At 38.2% G+C, this 21,746-nt stretch carries 23 protein-coding genes and 1 riboswitch; of the genes, 13 read left to right on the top strand and 10 right to left on the bottom strand.

Translation table 11 applies throughout. The features are described 5' to 3' along the window. The first annotated feature begins 4 nt into the window (after nucleotides 1-4). The 5 genes from dgoD (at nucleotide 5) to G8761_RS27730 (ending at nucleotide 2,910) form a co-directional block, all read left to right on the top strand. Nucleotides 5-1,153 (top strand): galactonate dehydratase, encoded by a 1,149-nt coding sequence (dgoD, locus tag G8761_RS24525; protein WP_166030570.1) that lies wholly within the window; start codon nucleotides 5-7, stop codon nucleotides 1,151-1,153. A gap of 432 nt (nucleotides 1,154-1,585) precedes the next feature. Continuing rightward, complete coding sequence (locus G8761_RS24515; protein ID WP_166030568.1) at nucleotides 1,586-1,924, top strand: DUF5655 domain-containing protein; 339 nt, start codon at nucleotides 1,586-1,588, stop codon at nucleotides 1,922-1,924. Between the two features lie 24 nt (nucleotides 1,925-1,948). After that, nucleotides 1,949-2,245, top strand: a complete 297-nt coding sequence (locus G8761_RS24510; RefSeq protein WP_166030567.1) for a hypothetical protein — start codon at nucleotides 1,949-1,951, stop codon at nucleotides 2,243-2,245. A gap of 174 nt (nucleotides 2,246-2,419) precedes the next feature. Next, a complete protein-coding gene (locus G8761_RS28190; protein WP_166030577.1) occupies nucleotides 2,420-2,626 on the top strand; it encodes a class I SAM-dependent methyltransferase in 207 nt (68 codons plus the stop codon). A 158-nt stretch (nucleotides 2,627-2,784) separates the two neighbouring features. Further along, nucleotides 2,785-2,910: a hypothetical protein gene (locus G8761_RS27730; protein WP_275940735.1), complete on the top strand. Its 126-nt coding sequence runs from the start codon at nucleotides 2,785-2,787 to the stop codon at nucleotides 2,908-2,910. Nucleotides 2,911-3,326: 416 nt separating this feature from the next. On the opposite strand, the gene G8761_RS24500 is transcribed toward G8761_RS27730, so the two are convergent. Together G8761_RS24500 and G8761_RS24495 are read right to left on the bottom strand one after the other, a co-directional pair. Beyond that, nucleotides 3,327-5,024 (bottom strand): M3 family oligoendopeptidase, encoded by a 1,698-nt coding sequence (locus G8761_RS24500; RefSeq protein WP_166030566.1) that lies wholly within the window; start codon nucleotides 5,022-5,024, stop codon nucleotides 3,327-3,329. A gap of 456 nt (nucleotides 5,025-5,480) precedes the next feature. Next, nucleotides 5,481-6,302 (bottom strand): STAS domain-containing protein, encoded by an 822-nt coding sequence (locus G8761_RS24495; RefSeq protein WP_166030565.1) that lies wholly within the window; start codon nucleotides 6,300-6,302, stop codon nucleotides 5,481-5,483. Nucleotides 6,303-7,046: 744 nt separating this feature from the next. On the opposite strand from G8761_RS24495, the gene G8761_RS24490 reads away from it, so the two are divergent. Beyond that, nucleotides 7,047-7,517 carry a hypothetical protein gene (locus G8761_RS24490; protein ID WP_166030564.1) on the top strand — a complete coding sequence of 157 codons (471 nt, stop codon included), beginning with the start codon at nucleotides 7,047-7,049 and terminating at the stop codon, nucleotides 7,515-7,517. Nucleotides 7,518-7,692: 175 nt separating this feature from the next. Further along, the gene (locus G8761_RS24485; RefSeq protein ID WP_166030563.1) at nucleotides 7,693-8,043 is read left to right on the top strand and encodes a histidine phosphatase family protein; all 351 of its coding nucleotides are present in this window, start codon (nucleotides 7,693-7,695) and stop codon (nucleotides 8,041-8,043) included. 7 nt (nucleotides 8,044-8,050) lie between these two features. Here the strand turns inward: G8761_RS24485 and G8761_RS24480 are convergent, their stop codons facing one another. Both G8761_RS24480 and G8761_RS28185 read right to left on the bottom strand, forming a co-directional pair. Further along, nucleotides 8,051-8,947, bottom strand: a complete 897-nt coding sequence (locus tag G8761_RS24480) for a selenium metabolism-associated LysR family transcriptional regulator (protein WP_166030562.1) — start codon at nucleotides 8,945-8,947, stop codon at nucleotides 8,051-8,053. A 437-nt stretch (nucleotides 8,948-9,384) separates the two neighbouring features. Continuing rightward, on the bottom strand, nucleotides 9,385-9,552 hold the full coding sequence (locus tag G8761_RS28185; RefSeq protein ID WP_166030561.1) for a hypothetical protein: 168 nt from the start codon (nucleotides 9,550-9,552) through the stop codon (nucleotides 9,385-9,387). Nucleotides 9,553-9,665: 113 nt separating this feature from the next. Between G8761_RS28185 and yedE the strand changes: the two genes are divergently transcribed. The 3 genes from yedE to fabF all read left to right on the top strand — a co-directional run bounded on the left by yedE (nucleotide 9,666) and on the right by fabF (nucleotide 12,635). After that, nucleotides 9,666-10,886 carry a selenium metabolism membrane protein YedE/FdhT gene (gene yedE / locus G8761_RS24470; protein WP_166030560.1) on the top strand — a complete coding sequence of 407 codons (1,221 nt, stop codon included), beginning with the start codon at nucleotides 9,666-9,668 and terminating at the stop codon, nucleotides 10,884-10,886. A gap of 69 nt (nucleotides 10,887-10,955) precedes the next feature. Beyond that, complete coding sequence (locus G8761_RS24465; protein WP_338001032.1) at nucleotides 10,956-11,135, top strand: sulfurtransferase TusA family protein; 180 nt, start codon at nucleotides 10,956-10,958, stop codon at nucleotides 11,133-11,135. Between the two features lie 258 nt (nucleotides 11,136-11,393). Continuing rightward, a complete protein-coding gene (gene fabF, locus G8761_RS24460; protein ID WP_166030559.1) occupies nucleotides 11,394-12,635 on the top strand; it encodes a beta-ketoacyl-ACP synthase II in 1,242 nt (413 codons plus the stop codon). Between the two features lie 114 nt (nucleotides 12,636-12,749). Here fabF and G8761_RS24455 read toward each other — a convergent pair whose 3' ends face one another. Together G8761_RS24455 and G8761_RS24450 are read right to left on the bottom strand one after the other, a co-directional pair. Then, the gene (locus G8761_RS24455) at nucleotides 12,750-13,034 is read right to left on the bottom strand and encodes a carboxymuconolactone decarboxylase family protein (protein ID WP_166030558.1); all 285 of its coding nucleotides are present in this window, start codon (nucleotides 13,032-13,034) and stop codon (nucleotides 12,750-12,752) included. 60 nt (nucleotides 13,035-13,094) lie between these two features. Continuing rightward, the gene (locus G8761_RS24450; protein ID WP_166030557.1) at nucleotides 13,095-13,337 is read right to left on the bottom strand and encodes a carboxymuconolactone decarboxylase family protein; all 243 of its coding nucleotides are present in this window, start codon (nucleotides 13,335-13,337) and stop codon (nucleotides 13,095-13,097) included. Nucleotides 13,338-13,831: 494 nt separating this feature from the next. Here G8761_RS24450 and G8761_RS24445 point away from each other — a divergent pair, with 494 nt between their 5' ends. Continuing rightward, nucleotides 13,832-14,176: a GNAT family N-acetyltransferase gene (locus G8761_RS24445; RefSeq protein ID WP_420800282.1), complete on the top strand. Its 345-nt coding sequence runs from the start codon at nucleotides 13,832-13,834 to the stop codon at nucleotides 14,174-14,176. A 168-nt stretch (nucleotides 14,177-14,344) separates the two neighbouring features. Here G8761_RS24445 and G8761_RS24440 read toward each other — a convergent pair whose 3' ends face one another. Beyond that, nucleotides 14,345-15,097, bottom strand: a complete 753-nt coding sequence (locus tag G8761_RS24440; protein WP_166030556.1) for an acyl-[acyl-carrier-protein] thioesterase — start codon at nucleotides 15,095-15,097, stop codon at nucleotides 14,345-14,347. Nucleotides 15,098-15,278: 181 nt separating this feature from the next. Here G8761_RS24440 and G8761_RS24435 point away from each other — a divergent pair, with 181 nt between their 5' ends. Continuing rightward, nucleotides 15,279-16,244 carry a 2-hydroxyacid dehydrogenase gene (locus tag G8761_RS24435; RefSeq protein WP_166030555.1) on the top strand — a complete coding sequence of 322 codons (966 nt, stop codon included), beginning with the start codon at nucleotides 15,279-15,281 and terminating at the stop codon, nucleotides 16,242-16,244. Nucleotides 16,245-16,341: 97 nt separating this feature from the next. On the opposite strand, the gene G8761_RS24430 is transcribed toward G8761_RS24435, so the two are convergent. Together G8761_RS24430 and G8761_RS24425 are read right to left on the bottom strand one after the other, a co-directional pair. Beyond that, entirely contained in the window at nucleotides 16,342-16,536 is a 195-nt protein-coding gene (locus G8761_RS24430) for an alpha/beta-type small acid-soluble spore protein (RefSeq protein WP_166030554.1), read from the bottom strand. Between the two features lie 92 nt (nucleotides 16,537-16,628). Next, nucleotides 16,629-17,405 carry a hypothetical protein gene (locus G8761_RS24425; RefSeq protein WP_166030553.1) on the bottom strand — a complete coding sequence of 259 codons (777 nt, stop codon included), beginning with the start codon at nucleotides 17,403-17,405 and terminating at the stop codon, nucleotides 16,629-16,631. A gap of 728 nt (nucleotides 17,406-18,133) precedes the next feature. Next, nucleotides 18,134-18,227, top strand: a riboswitch (cyclic di-GMP riboswitch). A 58-nt stretch (nucleotides 18,228-18,285) separates the two neighbouring features. On the opposite strand from G8761_RS24425, the gene G8761_RS24420 reads away from it, so the two are divergent. Next, nucleotides 18,286-20,481: a S53 family peptidase gene (locus tag G8761_RS24420; protein WP_166030552.1), complete on the top strand. Its 2,196-nt coding sequence runs from the start codon at nucleotides 18,286-18,288 to the stop codon at nucleotides 20,479-20,481. A gap of 116 nt (nucleotides 20,482-20,597) precedes the next feature. Here the strand turns inward: G8761_RS24420 and G8761_RS24415 are convergent, their stop codons facing one another. Further along, nucleotides 20,598-21,110 (bottom strand): DoxX family membrane protein, encoded by a 513-nt coding sequence (locus G8761_RS24415; protein WP_166030551.1) that lies wholly within the window; start codon nucleotides 21,108-21,110, stop codon nucleotides 20,598-20,600. Between the last annotated feature and the right edge of the window lie 636 nt (nucleotides 21,111-21,746).

Raw genomic sequence — 21,746 nt, 5'->3', positions numbered from 1 at the left:
TTAGATGAAAATTCGCAGTTTTGAGCTTTTCCAAGTTCCGCCGCGTTGGTTATTTTTAAAAATAGAAACTGATGAAGGAATCGTTGGATGGGGTGAACCGGTAATTGAAGGAAAGGCATCTACAGTTAAGGCTTGTGTCGAGGAATTAATGGAATCTTTAATTGGTAAGGATCCGCAAAGAATTGAAGATCATTGGAACATGTTATATCGCTCCGGATTTTATCGAGCCGGCCCAATCCTGATGAGTGCAATTGCGGGTATTGATCAGGCGCTTTGGGATATTAAAGGAAAATATTTTAATGCCCCTGTTTATCAGTTGCTCGGTGGTGCATGCAGGGATTCGATTAAGGTATATTCTTGGATTGGCGGTGATCGTCCTTCTGATGTGGGAGAAGCCGCAAAGAGAGTGGTCGATGCTGGCTTTATGGCTGTCAAAATGAATGGAACGGAAGAGCTTCAGTATATTGATTCTTACGAAAAGGTCGATCAAGCGCTAGAACGAATTGCAGCGGTACGTGAAGCGGTCGGGCAATATGTAGGAATCGGGATTGACTTTCATGGTCGGGTCCATAAACCAATGGCGAAGATTCTTGCTAAGGAACTAGAGCAGTTCCGGCCAATGTTTATAGAAGAACCAGTGCTTAGTGAAAATAATGAAGCCTTACGAGAAATTGCCCAACATACATCCATCCCGATTGCAACTGGAGAGCGGATGTTTTCACGCTGGGATTTCAAGTCAATACTTGGGGAGGGTTATGTCGATATTATTCAGCCAGACCTATCCCATGCAGGCGGCATAACTGAATGTAAAAAAATTGCCTCTATGGCCGAAGCATATGATGTCGCACTTGCACCCCATTGTCCATTAGGACCGATTGCGCTTGCAGCCTGTTTGCAAGTCGACGCGACAGCACACAATGCATTTATTCAAGAGCAAAGTTTAGGTATCCATTACAATCAAGGAAGTGATTTGCTGGATTATGTCGTCGATAAATCCGTGTTTGAATATAAAGATGGCTTTGTCAGCATACCGCAAGGTCCTGGATTAGGAATTGAAATCAATGAAGAATTTTTAAGAAAACAAGCAGAGATCAGCCATAATTGGAAAAATCCAATTTGGCGCCATAAGGATGGAAGCATTGCCGAATGGTAGTAAGGTGATATCATGTTACTAGAAACCAGCTTGATTTAATTTCAAGCCGGTTTTTGCTGCTTTAATGGATTGTTATTGCAAAATTATTTCTATAAATAACAAACCTGATTTCTTCCATTTTGTTTCGCCATATACAATGCCTTATCAGCATTTTCCACTATATTGTCAAAAATGAAGTCTTCGGAAGAATACACTCCTAAACTAACCTTTAGAAGTCCAATTTTATCCTTTCCAGTGATTATTCCCCAACTATTAAACATTTACCGTAAGGTAAACTACTATGAAAATCTAAGAAAACAGGAGAAAACGGGAGATTTTCCTTTCTTCATTGAGGGAGTTTAGTTGAATAACGATAATGGTAAAGTGATGTAAAATGAGGCAAAATAATGATAATAGAAACTATATTTTAAGGAGAAAGAAGGCGATGACAATATGTCAGAAGATGAATTATTCTCAAATAAGGCATCTAATGTTCATAAAATATATTCTGAAATACTCGATTTATTGAAAGAAATAGGACCGTTTGAAATTGAGTTTAAAAAGACTTCTATTCATCTTTTGAATAAATCTTCCTTCGGAGGAGTTCATCCAAAAAAGAAATGGTTAGATTTTAATTTAGTAACAAACCAACAAATTGAGCACGAGAAAATTACTAAAATTGAACAAGTTTCCAAAAACAGATTTCACAATAATTTTAGGTTCCATAGTATAGACGACCTAAATCAAGAGTTTTTAGTTCTTTTAAAAGAATCATATCAATTGATGAGTTAGTTAGAGAAAGGATATTTAATACCAATGAACAGCATTTTCTTAGGAATTATATCAGGTCTAATATTTGGTTTATTATCTGTACTAATAATGCTCCCGATGAATTTTGCAGATAAACGAATTGCTATTATTGGTTCATTTATTAATCGTTTTGCAATTGGTTTCTTAATATCAGTAACTGTTCTTCCTATGTATGGTTGGACAAAAGGAATTTTGATAGGGTTGTTAATTAGCCTCCCAGACGCACTGATTACAAAAGCCTATTTACCAATCATTGGCTTAGGAGTAATCGGAGGAGCTATTATTGGCGGTTTTATTGGTTAAGGTGGCTGGAATGGTCGTATCGGTAATCTTCTTGAACTACCGGGGGCTATAGTTGAAAAAGCCCCTATCGATCAGAAGGGCATTTTCTTATTTGTTTTGTAAATTATTTTCTTTCTGTTGCAACTAGGAGTTTTGCAATTTTTTATCTAAGAAACGAATTCCCTCAATGCATCCATTAACAAGCAAAAAAGTAAACGAAAGAACAGCAAACGTTATATATCCGTTCCAGCCCTTAATTTTAAGGATGAACAATTCGACTCATCATTAATGCTTGGTCCTATGTACCATTTACAAGAAAATGACCGTATAAAGGCAATTAAAGAATTAAAAAGGGTAACCAAAAAAATGGACTGGTTTTTGTTGCTTTTATGCCTAGAATAAGACACATATTGACATCTCTCTTATTTCCTGAAAATTGGAGACCCAACGATAACTTAGACACGATCATTCAGTTTTCTCAATCCGGATGCTTTAACCAAGCGGATTAGGGACGTTTTCCGGGTGTGTATTATTTTAATATTGAGGACATTAATCCTTTTATGGAATCGCAATGGTTTGAAACATTGGACTTAATAGGTTCCAATGCAGGTGCTATCTTAAACAATGATAATTGGAATTACTGGAAAGGTAAAGGTGAACAAGAAGTAAAAAAAATCATCAATTAATAAAAGAAAAAGCAACAGACCCATATATTCTAGGGATTTCAAGCCACTTGCTTTATATTGGTAGGAAAAAGTAACCTTATTATTATTTCTACTTGTACTATCAAGGGCTTATTAAAGATGGGATGGTTGCAACTAACCCGTTTTCTTATTGTGCTAAAGGGGCAGCATTCCTGTACTGAAGGGAAATGGAAGGTGTGAGGGAAAAAACAAAAGAAAAAAACATGGAAAATCAAAATATTGAAACCCCATAGGTTGGGGGCCGCAACTTCATTCTTCTCGGGCAATCGGAAATTTGCGGATAGATCTATTGACGAATAAAGAAAAAGGCACAACTAGATAATCTCCCTAGTTGTGCCTTTTTGTGAGCAAAACTTCCGACTGTCCTCTATAAGAACTGTCCCCGTACTCCCACTTCGTTAATGAATGTCTTGAATGACTTTTTCTAAGAATTCACCCATTCGCTTAACGGCCGGCTCCGAAAAATCAAAACTAACCCCAGTTTCTTCATAAATTGCTGCGATGGATTGATTGTAGTCCGCACTTGCACCTTTTTTAAAGGATTCGACAGCTTGCTCTGGGTTTTTCCCATAATTCTCAAGTAATTGTAGAGCACCAAGCATCGAGATGGAGTACTCAATATTATAAAAAGGAACTTGGAAGTAATGAAGGGTGCCTGCCCAACTCATCCCAATTTCGTCCTCAAGTCCAGAAGTATCGACAGGGTTTAAGCCATAACGTTTCGAGATTTCAAAGAATTTTTCATCACGTTCTTTGGCAGTGTGTTTAGGATTCGTATACATCCAATGCTGGAAGAGATCCCCTGACAATGGGCCGTATAACATTGTAAATGCACGCCTTAGCTCTTCACGTTGTGCGCTTTTAAAATCTTCTTCTCCTGGATAAAAACGATCTAGTTTATCCAATAAGAGCAATTCCATCCCATGAGAATACAGTTCAGCAACTTCCATTCGGTGTTGATAGTCTTCAATAGGACCGTGCTCGGATAACTCGAGGTATCCATTCACCGCATGGCCCATTTCATGAATTAATGCGATCAGAGAGAAAAAGGATGGACTAAAGTTCGCAAAAACAAAGGTATCCCCTGAAACAGGTAAGGAGGTACAGAAACCACCTGGGCTTTTTCCTTTCCGATCTCCAAGATCTAGTAACCCATGCTCTCTCATGTAATCGAAACGGTCTGCAAAATAGGGGTCCGTCTTCCCTAACATTTCAGAAACACCATCCATAAGAGTCGAGACCTCGGAGTATGGTGGGTTTTTCATCAATTTAGCTGTGTTATCCCAAGGGCGATAGGTATCGACACCAAGCTTGGACTTAAAAACATCTGCGAGTCGATTCCAAGCAGGGATAATATGTTTCTCTACATTTTCATGAAAGTCATAACAATCTTGGACACTATACTCACGATTTTTGGCCACAAACATATAATCACGATAATTTTCAAAGCCTGCGTTTAAGGCGATTTGATGGCGTAATTGAACGAGCTCGTCCATGATGGCATCCATATCGGGCTTAATTTGACGATGGGCTGACATCATCGCGTGATAAGCTTTTTCTCGCACGGTTCTATCTAGATTATCGAGTTGAGATTGGATAAACGGAAATGGCTTTTCCTCTCCATCCCAATCAACTGTTAAGCCCCCCATAATTTCACTATACTTAGTACAGAGCGCTTGTTCTTTTACCATTAATTGAATGTTTTCTTCTCTGAACAGTTTAACTTTGGACTCGCGAACGCGCCGCATTAAGCCGTAACGTTTTTCATCTAACTGATTTAAATAAGGAGACTCACAGCATTTCTCGTCGAGTTTTGCTTCATATTTCATTAAAAGTGGTTGGACAACCTGCTGATCGTGAAGATAAGTCGACTTGATTTCCGCATCCTCTGTGTTCCGGTAGAAGTCCACTTGGTGACCTGTCATCGCCTCCTTGATTTTAATCATTAAATCCTTTTCATCTTTTAACCATCTTTCTAGGTCAGAAACAGATTCGATCGGAAAATCAAGTAAACTCCGAATTTGAGCTTCTAGCCCTTCTACATCTTGTAAATCAATTAATTGTTTATAATAATTATGAGTTAAATCTTGTGCCATGAATGACTCTCCTTCTTTTTTAAAATTTTCTCAATATTTATATTATCGAATCCTAGTTCTTAAATCTAGCTTTTTAAAAAAGGGTGGAGCAAGACACAGTTCTCACACTTCCTTTTTGTATTCGCAAAATCCTCATCAGTGAGAGTGGGAAAGTGTCCAAAAGTAGTTTTTCTATGAAATTTAAGATTATGAATGGAAGAAGTGAAGGAAGAAACAAAGAAATAAAGAAAGGCTGTGTTAAAGTGCAACGTTGATTTGTGACACCCTTTTGATTGGAACGGAAGGCGAGAAACTTCTCCGAGAAAAGCGGCCAAAGGGGAGACCTCTGGAGGAAACGAAGTGCTAAGGCGGTTCGCTAATCCTACAAATTCAAAGGAGAGCTATTTGTGCGGTTCACCGGTAAATTAACTGGATGGAAATAAAAAAAGACCGTAATAAACGGTCAATTTTCTTCCATTAAAGATATTTCTTTAATGTTTCCTGCAATGTGCCTTTTGTTTCAGCATCTTTTTCAAAACGGATTCCTGCATGAACCATTTTTCTAACAAGGTCAGGTCTGAGTCCAGTAAGTGTGACTTTGCAGCCCATCATGGAGACACCAGCCAATATTTTTTCCAAATAATCAATGACATCCATTTCCATCATGGCTATTCCTGAAAGGTCCAAAACCAGAGTCTGAATTCTGGATTCTGCTATATCGTTTAAAACTTTTTCTTCAATAATTTTAATTCTGTATGAGTCAACGGTGCCAATCAAAGGCAAGACGGAAACTGATCCACTTACAGGAATGATTGGAACCGACAAATGTTCCACCATTTCTCTTTGTTTAAGGAGCATTTCATCCTTGGAATTAGAATAACTAAGGAAAAAACTATTAAGGAATTGGTCGACCCTGTCATTTATTAATTTTTCGAGTTCATAGTATTCCGAGCGCGCTCTTGTTATACTCTTTGTTTCATCGATTGAACTTATAATCTGCCACAAAGTTCTTCTGATGGCTTGTACCCATTCTAATTTTAATGCAAGTGTTAAAGAATGTGTCGCCCAGGCAATTCCCTCCTGATTAGCAAAAGAGACTAATTCTTCATCTTTTTGTTCCACTACATAAAAAATCAATCTCCTGGCATTTTTTAATAAATCAATGTTTCCCTTATTTAAAATGTCTTTAATTTTTCCTGAAACGTTTATTGCTTCAGACAGAAGCATATTCTCGAACATTTCCCTGTTTTCGTCTATGTAGGTTTTTATTTCTTCCCTTAAAATGAGTTTTGATTCCATTTTGTGCCCCCTAACTAGCTTCATCATATTTATATGATAACCATAATATATACCCTTTAAATAGATATTAAAACTTAATTGTACTTAAATATTTCACTTTTGTTTCATCCTCATACTAACTGACTAGGTTTATGTAAGAAGAACACTAGTTATATTATTACTAATCTGGATTTTAAAGGAGGCATTCGGGTAACCAATTGTGTAATTCCGGTTAGGTTTTGTCGATCAGGAAATGCCTATAGTAGAAATACTAATAACCGGCTTTTTTTATTCAACAAAAAGGGAACATAGTGGAAAAAGGAATTTTTTTGAAAAGAACAGAATAGCTAAAGGAGGGGTATTATTTGGGAGTGGGATCTATTAGTGAGATATAGGGGGATTAACAAATTTATGATTTTATTAATAACTTTATTGTTCTGCATGTTGATAATAACAGGTTGTATGACAGAAAATGATCTAAAAAAACCTTTAAGGTAATACCTATCCGAAAAGTATTCGTTAGAAGAGGACTTTCGTTTTCTAAATTGGGATAACAATTGGTTTGAGGGGATTGATCATCAAATCGCAATTGAAATTAAAAAACCGTATCATACAACCGCATTCATCACTCTTTTACGAGATTCACATATTATTGATAAAGCAAATAGTGATGATGTTTATTACGAATTATTTAAAGGGGCGTATATTGTACAGCATCCTAGAGTTATGTCGGTTTAAAACAAGATTATAAAAAAGTATCGATTAATGAAAAACTCACCAACTGAATATGACTTTGCTAAAAATAACTTTTATTATTATTTGACTGTACGCATTGATAAAAAACAAGAGAATGAATTAGTAGAAAACTTTATACTAAAACAATCAATTGATACTAACAAATTGCTTCCGAACTTAACAATCAATAAAGAGACTAAGGATATGGGAAATAGAGGTGTTATTAATTTTTCTTATTACTATAACACCTATAAACAAAGCAAAAAGGTTCCTCGTGCAGAGGATATACTAAAAGAATTTGAAAATAGCAAAGTATTAACCCAAGGAATTTACTGCATTGCTGTCCAAACGATGTATGCAAGTGACGAGAAAATTGAATATGGTATTGACTCTCGGAATAGTAATATTCGGTTTAGAGTAGATTCCAAAGGAGTCTTTAGAGATACGGTGTATTGGCTCCTGAACAGTAAACAGGCAGTATCTTCAAGTAGAAGAAAGTGAGGGCTTAATGAATACTGCCTCAACTAGCGTATGCTTTACCTTATTAAGGAGTAGTCTTTTTTTCTTGTTCCACTCACGGGGGCAGGTTAATCCAATATAGAAATTAAATTAGGAACCATATAGTGAGGAGGGTAAGAAATGCAAATATTATTGATTCGTCACGGAGAATCAGAAGATGATTTTTTTAGAGAAGAATTACAGTGGTTCTACTGATTTGCCCTTAACCCCCAATGGGCTTGTCCAGGCAGAGAAAATGTCACAACGAGTTTTAAAAGAGTTTCCACCCGATTTTATATGGAGCAGTACCTTAAAAAGAGCTAGTGAAACTGCCGAGATCATATCTAATACTATCGGATGTTCCGTTAAATACATAGATAGTTTAAAAGAGCAACAGGAATCTGAAAGCCATCTAGACTTTAGGTTGCGGGGGGAAGCCGTTCTTTCATTTATTAAGGAAAACAGTGAGACATATACTAGAATTTCAGGTATCACTCACGGTGGGAGCTGCAAATGGATATCCAAATAGGTGTTTTCTAATAAATGGAATTATTCTTTACTAAAAAGTCTACAAATTCTTTGATAATTGGACGGTTTGCTGTTTCGTTCAGTATAGAAAGATAAATCCTTCTTTGGAAAGGTTTAAATCTTTCAATCATTTGCACCCTGTTTGCTTTCACAGCTGGGGCAGCGGCCAGTTTTGAAACAAAACTTATCCCAATACCAGCTTCAACCGCAGCAATAACTCCTTCCGTACTTCCAATTGAAAAAGAAGTATCGAAATCCTCCATCGATAAGCCATTTGAGGCAAAGTAATCCTCCATTACTAACCTTGTTCCGGAGCCTTCTTCTCTTAAAACTAGGTCGTACTTTTTTAACTCGCTAAAATCCAGTTCATCTGCTTCGGAGGGCGAGAATTCATTTGGAGTTATACATACCAGGGAATCAGTAGCAATCGGGCTAAATGTCACTTTGCCTGATAACTGCTGCACTCCTACTATTCCGATATCAATTTGATGGTCAAGCAGCTTATTTAAAATTTTTGTCGAGTCGCTAATTTCAACTGTAATTTTTACTTTTGGATATAGCTTTCGAAAGTTCATAATCCAGCCGGGTAAGAGGTAGGTGCCTGGAATTGTGCTTGCACCGATAGCCAAGGTCCCTGTTAAAGTATCGTGAAATCCTTTCAAATCATCGTTTAGCTGTACCCATCTTTGTAAAATATCTTTTGCTGCATGATATACCAGGTTACCTTGTAAAGTAGGTTGAATGCCAGAATGTCCTCTATCAAAAAGTTCAATCCCCAGCTCATCTTCCAGGCTCTTTACCTTCAAACTAATGGCAGGCTGTGAACTTTTTAATGCGATAGCTGCCTCCGAAAAGCTTTTCTTTTCCAAAACTGTAATGAATGCCTCTAGTTTTTTAAAATTCATAATTTCGAAATCTCCCTGGTATTTATTCTTTATAAGCCATTATTAACAACGACAGGATAAATTACTGCCTTAAATTATAATCCCCATGCTTTTGATAATAACAAAATACATCACTCCTTCAAAACATCTTTTCTTATTAAAAATAAGGAAGCAGCTGAAGTTAAAGAAAAATCCTTTTTAACAACGATTACTCGCTAAAAATAAAGTTAATTATCGATAAAACATGGTTATCAAAATTATGTTATAAATTTTGTCTGTTTTGAAAAATAAAAATTTTATTGGTTCGGGTGTTATTATGATAAAATTTTATGAGGGATATAAAAAATTTTTATGGGGGTTTGAAACATTCTTTTAAAGTTCTAAAAGACTGCTGTTTTTGTAGTCAGCTTTTTAATCGTTGCACTTGCGGGGTTATGGTATGTAAAATGGTCTCCTTATTACGACAAATCCATTCTTGCTGCTACCACCCATTCAATTATCCAAACATTTATGTCCTTTGGCCTTGGTGGAGGACCAGCAGGAGCCTTGCTTATTACTTTACCATCAATTAGTCTGCCTTCACTTATTCTTGTTGCAAAATCATTTCCAAAAAAAGTTTTATTCATCGTTGCAGGCTCGGTTGTCATTTTAGGGATCTTAAGCGGAATTGCTGGAATGTTTATTCTGTAATAAAAGAATCTCTAAATATTTCTTTATAAGAGGAGTTGACAGTTTAAATATGAATCTGTATCAAAAAATCTTTAAGGAGTATTGGAATCCCTATATTGCCATCAGTCTTGCCGGTCTGATTAGTGCTTTGTATTTTGGCATAACAGGAACTGTATGGGCGGTAACAGGGGAATTTACTAGATTAGGAGGACATATCCTTCAATGGTTTGGAGTAGATGTGTCTCAATGGGCTTATTTTAAGCTGGTAGGAATTCAGGGAACACCAATTGATCGCACAGATGGCTGGATTGTAATTGGGATGCTCGCTGGTGCATTAATGATGATTTTATTTAGCAATAGCTTTAAAATCCGTGTACCAAGACAAAAACGCCGTCTTTTCCAAGGGTTTATCGGCGGGATCATTGCTGGATTTGGTGCACGTTTAGCCCTTGGATGTAACCTGGCTGCTTTTTTCACAGGAGTTCCACAGTTTTCCTTTCATGCCTGGATTTTTATGGTGATGACGGCTATTGGAACATACTTTGGTGTTAAAGTGGTTAACACTAAATGGTGGCTTGGAAAGCCAAACCTTCGAAAGGGTGCAGTCAAGCCTGACAAAAAGGGAGTTCAAAAAGCAAGCATACAACCAATTTTAGGTTTACTTTTGGCATGTATTTACGTTGGAATTATTATTTATTTCTTCTCAGTGGGAAAAAATCTTTTGGGTGTTGGTGCAATTGCTGGTGCTCTATTTGGAATTTTGATTGAGCGGGGACAGATTTGCTTTACCTCTGCCTTTCGTGACCTATGGGTAAGCGGACGTGCGGTGATGTCAAAAGCAATTGCTGTTGGAATGATGATAAGTGTCGTCATCACATTTATCTATATTCAAAACGGCTCTGTCCAGTTGATTAAAATGGCGGCTCCAAGTACTGTGATTGGTGGTTTATTATTCGGATTTGGTATTGTGCTTGCCGGAGGCTGTGAAACAGGAATGATGTATCGTGCCATGGAAGGACAAATACTATTTTGGATCGTAGGTGCAGGAAATATCGTAGGTGCAACCATCTTAGCATATGGTTGGGATCATCTCGGCATCTTTAATGCTCTTACGAAAAACTGGAATAAGGTGAACTTAATCGAGGAGTGGGGTCCAACAGGAGCTCTTCTTGGGACGCTTGCCATGTTAGCGGTCTGGTTCTTACTCTCCAGCTGGTGGGAAAAGCGCTTCCGTTATGGTAATGGCATTAAACAAGAAAAGACAGAGCAACTAGCTCCAAAGGAGGCATAAAGTTTGTCACAAGAGATTGATGTGAATTATACATTAGATATTCGTGGTGAGCCTTGACCATATCCTGTCATTTATGCGCTGGATGCGCTAAAAACTATGAAAATCGGGGAAGTGTTACAGGTGATTGCAGATTGCCCGCAATCATTCCGAAGTGTTCCGGAGGAGGCCGTCAAACATGGCTATGAGCTGGTCACTAAACCGGAAAAAATCGGACAAGACATATACTTCTATATTCGAGTGGTAATATAAACAAGGCTGGGAATGATTTTTCCCAGCCTTGTTTTTATTCGAATTTTATCCTAGTGAGAAGATGTTCTAGTTGCAGGCTGCAGGGAAGTTTGGGAAGAATTGCAGCGGGGTGGTTTACATACAAAAACATCAATATTCTACAACCTTGTCAGCAAAATAAATCGACGGTTATTTTCTTCCAAAATTTTAAAAGTCCAATTCCTTCTTTTTGACACTACTTGTGAATTATAATGGAAAAATGAAAAAGGGGGGCAACAAATGAACAGAAGAATAGTGGTAACAGGTATAGGAGCAGTTACTCCTTTGGGGAATGATGCTTTTACAACCTGGACGAACATAAAAAATGGTGTATCCGGAATTGGTCCGGCAACCATATTCGATATTGAAAAAGTTGATGTTAAAATAGCTGCTGAAGTAAAAAACTTTGCACCAGAAGAATTTATGGATAAAAAAGAAGCAAGAAGAATGGGGCGTTACAGTCAGTTCGCTGTTGCTGCAAGTAAAATGGCTGTAAAGGATGCAGGCATTCAGATTGGCGTGGATATTCAACCGGAGCGGGTTGGTGTTTGGGTTGGGTCAGGAATTGGCGGTTTGGGTGAGTTCGAGGAACAGCATCGGAAATTTTTAGAGAAAGGTCAAAGAAGAGTTAATCCTTTTACGATCCCGATGTTTATTCCAGACATGGCCGCAGGACAAGTCTCCATTGAAATTGGTGCAAAAGGTATCAATAACTGTTCAGTCACAGCTTGTGCATCTGGCGCTAATTCCATAGGTGATGCATTCCGAGCAATCCAAAATGGGGTTGTCGATATGGTGATTGCTGGCGGAACAGAGGCTACGATTACTGAAATGACCGTAGCGGGATTTTCTAATATGACCGCTCTTTCGAAAAATCCTGATCCAAAATCAGCAAGCCGGCCTTTTGATAAAAATCGGGATGGCTTTGTTATAGGGGAAGGCGCTGGGATATTGGTTTTAGAAGACTTAGACCATGCTCTTGCCCGAGATGCTCATATATATGGAGAGCTGATTGGTTATGGAGCAACGGGTGATGCCCATCATATTACAACACCAGCACCTGATGGAGAAGGTGCACAGCGGTCCATGAAAATGGCATTAACGGATGCCGGTATTTCACCAGAACAAGTGGACTATATCAATGCACACGGAACTTCCACTTATTATAATGATTTGTATGAAACATTAGCCATCAAGGAAGTTTTCAAAGAACATGCGTATACTCTTTCCGTAAGTTCAACAAAATCGATGACAGGACATTTGCTAGGAGCAACTGGTGCCCTTGAAGCGATCTTTTCTCTATTAGCCATTAAGGAAGGGATCATCCCTCCAACTATTAATTATGAAACACCTGATGAACAACTTGATTTAGATTATGTTCCCAACGTGGCTAAGAAAAAGGATATTGAAATCGCGCTATCCAACTCATTAGGCTTTGGCGGGCATAATGCCACCTTAATTTTTAAGAGGTTTAGTAAATAAACCGCGTTAGACGGGGAGTACGAGCATATTTCTGCAAAAATCATACAAAAGGAAGTATCCTCTTTCTATAAGGATACTTCCATTTTTATTTTTTATAGGAATAGTAGGCATCTTCTATAAGTTAGAATTCTTTTTTAAAGCATCTTGACTTTCCTTTACGAACTTGTGGTTTAAGGTAAGTTCATCTACCTCTGTTTGGAAAGTGCCATGGATGCGGTTGATGATTCCAGAAATCCCGGAGGTAAAACAAATATCAATGATTTGTTTTGGAGTAAATATTTCGGCGACACGCTTGTACAAATCATCCGAAATACGGATGTCCTTAACTAAAGCCTCAGTGTATTCCAAAATGAGCCTTTCTTTATCGCTATAAACAGAACTGTCCCTCCATTTACGCAACTGCTCCACTTTTTCCTTTGATAAACCTACGCTCCGACCGAGCATAATATGGGTCGGTATTCAGTAGTGACATTGGTTAAGCGCCGAGGTATGCAGGTAAACAAGTTCCGCCAATTGGGGATCTAATTCCCCTGAACGGTAAGTTGCCAAGCTTAACCCCATTAAACCCTGTAGAGCCTTTGGATGGTTGCCAAGAAGCTTATAAATATTCACAACTTGTCCATTCATATTCTCTAATTTTTTGTACATTTGCCTTGTCTCGTCTGTTGCCTGTTCAAACTCCACATAAGGAATTCTCGCCATCCGCCTTCCCCCTTAAAAAGATACCTGCCCGTTTATTTTATCATAATATTCAGATAAATATCATGTTTGGAGGTTGTTGAAAATTTGAAGAAAGGAAAGAAAGCATAAAGTATGTAGTTCAAATAACATGGAGAAACAATCGAATTAACAATGGAAAATCGAGTATGATATCGCAAAGTTTCATACTCGATTTTTTTATGGATTTGTAAGAGTTCTTCCTGTTTTCATTGCCGAATTAACAAATAAATGAACCAAAACTATTGTCATTGTGTTATTTCAGATGGTTGTATTTAATGTATAAAAAACAAACAAAAGGAATAGGTAATTTATGTTAAAATCTAAAAAAAGGAAAATTCGTTTAATCAGATGAAATACTTTTTTCTGGAGGGTATAAATGAAAGTAAAGCAAATAGATAATCTATGTAATCTTGATTTGAGCATTTTAATAAAGCAAAGTAAAGAAGAGGGTTTTCGTATTGGAGAAAGATTAGTTTTTGATTTTAAATGGCACTAATACTTTTAACAATTTTGGCGAAGCTTTATATGGTGTTTTTAATAATAATGGTGAAATAGTTGCCATTGGCGGACTAAACCCAGACCCTTTTTCAAATAAACCATTTATAGGCAGGGTGAGAAGGTTTTATGTTAATAAAGAGTATAGGAGAAAAGGTATTGGAAGCTTGTTATTAAAAAGCATTATTAACGAAGCAAAAAAGTATTATAAAATATTGGTACTTCGTACAAATACCAAACAAGGTGATAATTTTTACACTTCTTATGGATTTTTAAAGGTAGATATATATCCAAGTTCAACTCACTATATGGAGTTGAAAAAATAAAGTGTTATTAAGTTAACGGGGGCTTTAATGGATAAACCATCCTGAATAAGAAAAGCTCAGAGCAATAGACTCTGAGCTTTTTTCTATGTGACAATTCATGTGCCAAACTGAATGTGGTTTTGATGTTCTTTGAAAAAATGAAGCTCTTTACTATAGTTAGAAGGCTTTTTATTTTGCTGCAATCGTAACCTCTGATTTGAAAACAACCTTATCTGCGATTTTACCTTCAATATAGATTATATTCTGATTTGTAAAGGAGGTGTCCTTGCAAAGTGTTACCGTTTCACCAGGTAATGCTTCATTGTTAAAATTGAGATCGATGGTTTTGATGGAGTAGTTTACATGATCTTCAACAGGAAAGCAATCCATTATGTAGTCTACATACTTAGAGTTATTTAAGTGGCCATTAAAGTCGATATCACTATAGCCAATAACCTTGTCATAGGCTGGTACAAGTTCTCCAAAAGCTTTTAGCTTTCCTAATTTGCCATCAATAGCTCTTTCTGTTATGTGCTCTGGATATTTGATGCCAATGAGGTCTGTTCGCCGAAGTTTTCTCTCTTTAATATCCATAATGACCCATTTAGAGACAGCTCTAATAATAATTTTTCCGTTTTTATCTTTCACAAGATAATCCCGGTCGAATTCAATCTTACTTGGTTTAAGCGGCCAGGTCTCAATGGTAATTTCCTCATCCCAGGAAGGACTCCTTACTATTTCGACGCGAATACGGGTTAAGATCCATGCTACCCCGAATTTTTTATCAAGGGCTTCAATCCCAAACCCAATATCTGCAGATGCTTCACTTGCAATATCCTGGAAAAGGCTGAAAAGAGTACTCAACTTGAGCTTTTTTGTAAAATCAACCTCTCTTAAATCAACATGGAAGTTCTTTTTAAATACAGAGGATACTGTTTCCAAATACCATTACTCCTTTACTACAAATTCCAAAGTTTTTTATCCATTATATTTGCTTCTTTTTATCTTAACATAAACTTTCCATTGGCTAAAAAATGTGAACTTCATTGTGTATATATGGCTCTAACGAACGGTGAGTTATATACTATAATTATTCCAAACAAATGAGAGAGAGGAATTAATTATGAAACCAAAAGTAATCGTTTATAAAAAGGTTGATCAAAAAGTTCTGGATTTTATCGAGGACAGCTGTGAAATTACATACTTTGAAAATCTGGATGAGCATAATTATCCTCTTTTCCTCGAAAGCTTAAAGGACGCACAGGGTATATTGGGGTCGGGTTTAAAGGTGGATAAAGAATTTTTGGATCAGGCACCCGAGTTAAAAATGGTTTGTAATACTTCAGTAGGCTATGACAATTTTGATATGGAGGCTTTGTCTGAAAGAGGCATTATGGCAACGAATACACCGGATGTTCTTAATGATACAGTAGCGGATACCATTATGGGTTTAATTTTAGCCACAGCCAGAAGGATCCCCAAATTGGACCAATGGCTGAAAAGTGGCAATTGGGAAAGGACTCTGGAAGAAAAATGGTTTGGTGTTGATGTGCATCATAAGGTATTAGGGATTATCGGAATGGGCGGCGTAGGTTCTGCACTGGCAAAAAGGGCACATTTCGGTTTTGATATGCCAATTTTGTACCATAACCGTTCCAGAAATGAAGATGCCGAGAAAAAGTATGATGCCACTTATTGTTCGATGGAAGATTTGTTAAAGCAGTCCGATTTTATTTGTCTAATGACACCTCTGAATGCCCAAACGGAAAAACTGATTGGGGCGAAACAGTTTGAACTTATGAAGGAAACAGCTATTTTTATTAATGTTTCAAGAGGTAAAACCGTGGATGAAGATGCATTAATTCAAGCCCTTCATGAGGGAAAAATACTTGGTGCAGGCCTTGATGTATTTACCCAAGAACCAGTTGAAGAGGATAATCCGCTTCTTTTTATGGACAATGTGGTAACACTGCCACATATTGGATCGGCCACATACGAAACCCGATATAAAATGGCGATGCTGGGAGCAGTTAATCTTGTAGCAGGTTTGAAGGGAGACGTTCCTCCAACTTTAATAAAAATAAAGTAACAGATACTTGAGTGACATAATGTTTTTCATAGCTTAAAAAATCGTCACAAAAAGAGTGCCCCGCTTTGCACGGGGCTGCTCTTTTGAAATCTGAGGGTTATTGGCCCTGCTGATTTCTTAAAGCCTGTTCACCGTAGGCAACAAGACGTTTTGTCATTTCGCCTCCGACTGAACCGTTAGCCCGTGCGGTCGTATCAGCACCAAGTTGAACTCCAAACTCGCTGGCGATTTCTTCTTTCATCTGATCCAGAGCGTTCTCGGATCCAGGAACCAAAAGTTTGTTTCTAGCCATGATACATCACTCCCTGCAAAGGTTTTGAGCAATAGATATTGCTCATTTTTTAATGTATCCTATTTAAAATTACTGATTCCCCAAATAACTCCTCAATTTCCCAATTCAAACAACTCCTGAACAAAAAGCTCTTCAAATTTGTTATCCAATATTCCGTAGAAATAAGCAATTGGCTGTTTTATGCCCTTGGCTGTTTTCATTTTTCGAATGAGCTGCCGGAAAGATTGAATGGCAATATCAAGAACACAATCCTTTTGCTTCTCGTAATTATTCCGGTAGGCAGCAATCTGTACCATATGCCAATATTCTTCGATGGTTTTTGCTTCCGGAAAAAAGTATTTGATCAATTGAACAAATGGCTGGGGAATTCTGTCGCTAACAAAAGTGTAATTTAGTTCCTTCGATGTTTCTTCCAGACGTTTTATTATCTTTTGATTATTAGTTTTTAAAAGATTAATGGTTTTATTACGGTGGTTCACTTTTTCCTCTTTAGGTGGTTCATTTGATGGAAAACGATTAAAAATATATAAATTGCTTGATTGTGATCCGTTTTTTCTTTCTGTTTCATGAACAGTGAGGAGGCCTAAATCTTTAGCTTTTTGTACCATTCGCTTAAAGGTAGATCGTGAGATTCCATTATCATGATAGGCCTCATTAATTGCTTTTAAAATGGTACCAATCTTTGCATTACAGACTCCTGGAACCTTAGCGTCAAAACGGACAAGACCTTTTAAACCCACCAATTCACCTTTTGAAAAATCAACCTTATGTATTGACATCCACATTTCAAAATGAGTGTTAAATTCCTTAAGTGATGAAAACTGTGAATATTGCTCAAACCCTTCAATATTACCCGATTTTAAATTCATTTTATTGCACCACCCTTTCACCTTCTATATAAGAAAAAAGGGTTCAAAAGGTCAGGGGTGTTTGTTGAAAATTGTGACCGTTTAATGAGCAAAAGAAAAAGCATGTGCTCCCTTTTCTTTTTTTAAGGCTCTTTTCTAAGAGATTGTTGCAATTTGAAGGAATTGTGAGGCAAAAATAGGCGAGATCCTCGAAAATGCATTTGCATTTTCTTCGTGCGGTGACGATTCACCGATGCAATCTCAACGTCCTGCGGGAAAAGCAAGCCAGGCGAGACCCCGCAGGTCGTTAGCGACCGAGGAGAAAGAAGAACGGAAGCGCCTTGTTCAGCCCCGACAAGCGCTGGAGGGCCTGACGATGAAGTCGTTCTTTACTTCAAAGTCAGGACTGAAGCGACCTCGAGGGGCTAGGTGCTGAAGTTTGACAGGCTCGCGGATTGCCCGCGGAAAGCGAGTCTATTTTTGCTATTAAAAACAACAAAGTTTACGAAAAGAAAAAGTGACAGGTTAAGTAACGATAGATATGGGACTTTAGGATCGCTTGGAGGTTGGGAAAATTTCATTTTGGGAGTATGGACTGATGCGAGAAAATATCCTAATTGGAAGAAGTGCTGATTTCCCTATGACTCTCTTCATTTTCTCATCAAATTTTAATTGTAAATATGCTTATAGACTTATATACTTGGTATTTTTAACTAGCTAAAATACTAGATAATCGGAAAAATTATTCCAAATGAAAAAAGCAAAACCATTGAAAGATGGTGACGCAAAGCCACGGGCCTAAAGAAAGACGGCAAACGATTCCACGGCAGTCGGGCCGCCAAAATGGTAAAAAAGCGCCATGTTGGAGATTTTTTGTTTGGGGAAATGGAGAGGTGAAAAAATGAAAAAAAGCAAAATTTTCATGCCGCTTGCTGCTTCCGTATTAAGCCTGACACTGGGGATGTCTGGAGGTCCAAGCTACGCAGCTGCTCCCAGCCACGTTCAGTTAAAAGGTGCAGCACCAAATGCAGCAGCACATGGAAAAATGGTTAGCCATACCAGCCGCAGTACAAAAGCATCCTTAACGGTAGCGCTGCAATTAAGAAACAGTGAGAAGCTTGACGGTTTTATCGCCAGTCTCAATGATCCTTCCTCCCCTAATTACAAGCAGTACCTAACACCAGACGAATTCAAAAGTCAGTTTGGACCGACAGATCAAACAGTGGACAATGTAAAAAGCTTTTTAAAAAGCAAAGGATTTGAAGTTCAGGGTGTATCATCCAATAATGCTTTTATCACAGTTAATGGCACAACTGGACAGATGGAAGATGCATTTGGAGTAACCATTAATAACTATAAAAATTCAAAAGGCCAAACCTATTTTGCGAACGAACAGGCTCCAGAAATACCTGCCGAATTTGCAGGAGTCATTACGGATGTAGAAGGTCTTAATAATGAGGCGCACTACACACATCCAAAAATCAGAAAACCATCACCTCAAGTAAGTAATAAGCCCGCAGCAGTTAACCCAAGAGTGGGCAGCGGTCCTTCCGGCGGTTATACTCCAGCTGAGCTGAAAGGGGCTTATGATGTCAGCCCGCTGGCAACTGCCGGCTATACAGGATCGGGCCAAACAGTAGCCGTGATGGAACTTGATGGATATAAGGCTTCGAATATTACTTCTTATAGTAATTATTATGGTCTTGGAAGCCCTGCTCCTACAAATGTATACGTAGATGGATATAGCGGTGCTGCTGGCCAGGGTGAAGTCGAAGTAGAGCTGGATATTGAGGTAATCAACGCGATTGCACCAAAAGCACAAGTAGTCGTTTATGAAGCGCCAAACACAGATCAAGGCTTAATTGATAACTATCAAAGAATAGCAACTGATAATAAAGCAAAATCAATTTCTGTCAGCTGGGGAATCGGTGAACAGCATGCTTCCAGTGCTACAATGAACAGCCTGCATACTATATTCCAGCAATATGCTACCCAGGGACAAAGTATTTTTGCTGCATCTGGTGACAATGGAGCTTATGATTCCGGAGGTTCTACTTTAGAGGTTGACAGCCCAGCAAACGACCCATATGTAACAGGTGTTGGCGGAACACACTTGAACTTAAGCGGATCATCTTACAGCTCAGAATCAGTATGGGCTAACAGCACCAATAAAACTGGTGGAGGCGGCGGTCTTTCAAAGGTCTATGCAATGCCTTCGTTCCAATCTGGTGCTGGTGTTCAAAATAGTTACTCGAACGGAAAACGTGAGGTTCCCGACGTATCAGCGGATGCTGATCCGAGCACTGGATATTCCATCTACAGCCAGGGAGCCTGGACTGTAGTGGGAGGAACATCTGCAGCAGCTCCGTTATGGGCTGGCATCGCAGCTCTCAATAACCAATATGCAGCAGCAAACGGTAAGGGAAACCTTGGCCAGGCAAATCCTACTCTTTATAAGATGTTTAATACAGCTCAAACCTATAACGCTTTCCACGATGTGACAAGCGGAAGTAACCTGTACTATCCAGCAACAGCTGGCTATGATATGGCCTCCGGTATTGGTACACCAGACGCCTATAACCTAATTCGCGATATCAATGGATCATCATCCGGAGGTGGAACAGGCGGAGGCGGCACTGCTACACAATTAATTACAAATAGCGGTTTTGAAAGCGGCCAATCACCATGGACCGAATCAAGCACAGGCGGCTATCAGCTTGTTGATACATCCCGTCCGCATACAGGCAGCTACTCAGCTTACTTAAATGGATATAACAGCAGTACAGACACAATCTATCAAACTGTGTCCATTCCTTCTACCGCAACAAGTGCGACACTAACGTTCTGGACTTATGTTTCTACAACAGAAACAAGCCATGCCTATGATTATTTCTACGCACAGGTACGAAATACAAGCGGCTCCGCACTCGCAACACTGTTAACCCTGAATGATGGCACAGCGTCCGGCTGGGTGCAGCGGAGTTACAGCTTATTGAATTACAAAGGTCAGACAGTACAAATCGCCTTCAAAGGAACAAATGACAGCAGCAACCCGACCGATTTCTTCGTGGATGATGTAAGCCTGCAGGTGCAATAGAAAAGAGTAAGCCAGAAGTTTTCTAGAATATCTAGAAAAAGAGTGACGGCCTTTTTGATGAAGGCCGTCTCATAAATAGAAAACACCTTATCATAACCGATAAGGTGTTTTTTCAATTAAGCATTTTGTTTAACTGTTTGGTTGTTTCCTTTAATTGCTGTTTTGCGGATGAAAGGGATCACCCAGCGGTCTAAGCCGATTTTTCCAGCGTTGAAGCCTGCAGCTAAGATAATGACGCCAAGCAGAATGTCCATTGGGTTAGAAGAAATGGTTCCAGCCATTACATAAGAGAAGTTCATCACTAAACCGAAGAACATAGCAGCAGTTGTTAAGCATCCTAGAATTAAGCCAAGGCCTACAAGCAATTCGCCCCAAGGAACCAAAACGTTAAAGATATGAGCATTTGGAAGAGCAAAGCTTTTTAAGAAAGTGAGATAAGTGCCATAAAGAATACTTCCGTCTGGACCTTTTACTGGATTGGCGATCGCGCCTTTTAGGAATCCTGATGCATCAAATCCGCCAGTGAGCTTGTGGAGGCCAGCTTCGAACCAGGCATAGCCGACATACAACCGAATGAATGTGAGGAGGATAGAAGAGACTTTGTTTGTTCTTAAAACTTGATTAAACATATTGAAGACCCCTTTAGGAAAATTAGTTTTAATAACTTGATTACACTGTTATTATAGTTTATTAATTTTGATTTGAGGTAAGTTTGCTCACTATTTCACAAATCTGTAAAAACATTTTGAACAAAATATTACAAGAGGGGAGTTTAATAGTTTTTAAGTAAATTAAAAAGGGATAAAAAGCCGGATTTAAACCACAGGCAGCTCTAATAAACAATGAAACAGAGGGTAGTGTTACAGCTTGATCCAGGGATATATTAATTGTAGATAGCTCCTTCCCACTTGTAGAACTGTCTTGAAAAAATGTAGAATAGTCGGTCTTTTTTGTAGAATAGATCTGCGTTTTTGTAGATTAAACAAAGAATTGTAGAATGCATCTTCGCTTTTGTAGAATGGCCATTCAAAAATGTAGAATAGCCGGTTATTTTTGTAGAATAGATCTGCGTTTTTGTAGATTAAACAAAGAATTGTAGAAAGCTCCTTTGCTTTTGTAGAACGGCCATTCAAAAATGTAGAATAGCCGGTCTTTTTTGAAGAATAGAACTAGGTTTTTGTAGATAACACAAAGAATTGTAGAAAGCTCCTTTGCTTTTGTAGAACGGCCATTCAAAAATGTAGAAAAGCCGGTTATTTTTGTAG

Source organism: Neobacillus terrae, from assembly GCF_011393025.1.
Classification (GTDB): domain Bacteria; phylum Bacillota; class Bacilli; order Bacillales; family Cytobacillaceae; genus Neobacillus_A; species Neobacillus_A terrae.
This window is presented reverse-complemented; position numbering and strand designations above follow the sequence as displayed.

Bases quoted from the DNA above. Each gene is read 5' to 3' on its own strand.
- G8761_RS24485 (WP_166030563.1), top strand. From the start codon at position 7,693: ATGATTTTTTTAGAGAAGAATTACAGTGGTTCTACTGATTTGCCCTTA.
- G8761_RS24450 (WP_166030557.1), bottom strand. From the start codon at position 13,337: ATGGCGAGAATTCCTTATGTGGAGTTTGAACAGGCAACAGACGAGACA.
- G8761_RS24420 (WP_166030552.1), top strand. From the start codon at position 18,286: ATGAAAAAAAGCAAAATTTTCATGCCGCTTGCTGCTTCCGTATTAAGC.
- dgoD (WP_166030570.1), top strand. From the start codon at position 5: ATGAAAATTCGCAGTTTTGAGCTTTTCCAAGTTCCGCCGCGTTGGTTA.
- G8761_RS24430 (WP_166030554.1), bottom strand. From the start codon at position 16,536: ATGGCTAGAAACAAACTTTTGGTTCCTGGATCCGAGAACGCTCTGGAT.
- G8761_RS24480 (WP_166030562.1), bottom strand. From the start codon at position 8,947: ATGAATTTTAAAAAACTAGAGGCATTCATTACAGTTTTGGAAAAGAAA.
- G8761_RS24415 (WP_166030551.1), bottom strand. From the start codon at position 21,110: ATGTTTAATCAAGTTTTAAGAACAAACAAAGTCTCTTCTATCCTCCTC.
- yedE (WP_166030560.1), top strand. From the start codon at position 9,666: ATGAATCTGTATCAAAAAATCTTTAAGGAGTATTGGAATCCCTATATT.
- G8761_RS27730 (WP_275940735.1), top strand. From the start codon at position 2,785: ATGGAATCGCAATGGTTTGAAACATTGGACTTAATAGGTTCCAATGCA.
- G8761_RS24425 (WP_166030553.1), bottom strand. From the start codon at position 17,405: ATGAATTTAAAATCGGGTAATATTGAAGGGTTTGAGCAATATTCACAG.
- G8761_RS24495 (WP_166030565.1), bottom strand. From the start codon at position 6,302: ATGGAATCAAAACTCATTTTAAGGGAAGAAATAAAAACCTACATAGAC.
- G8761_RS24490 (WP_166030564.1), top strand. From the start codon at position 7,047: ATGAAAAACTCACCAACTGAATATGACTTTGCTAAAAATAACTTTTAT.
- G8761_RS24500 (WP_166030566.1), bottom strand. From the start codon at position 5,024: ATGGCACAAGATTTAACTCATAATTATTATAAACAATTAATTGATTTA.
- G8761_RS24435 (WP_166030555.1), top strand. From the start codon at position 15,279: ATGAAACCAAAAGTAATCGTTTATAAAAAGGTTGATCAAAAAGTTCTG.
- G8761_RS24510 (WP_166030567.1), top strand. From the start codon at position 1,949: ATGAACAGCATTTTCTTAGGAATTATATCAGGTCTAATATTTGGTTTA.
- fabF (WP_166030559.1), top strand. From the start codon at position 11,394: ATGAACAGAAGAATAGTGGTAACAGGTATAGGAGCAGTTACTCCTTTG.
- G8761_RS28185 (WP_166030561.1), bottom strand. From the start codon at position 9,552: ATGAATAAAACTTTTTTTGGAAATGATTTTGCAACAAGAATAAGTGAA.
- G8761_RS24515 (WP_166030568.1), top strand. From the start codon at position 1,586: ATGTCAGAAGATGAATTATTCTCAAATAAGGCATCTAATGTTCATAAA.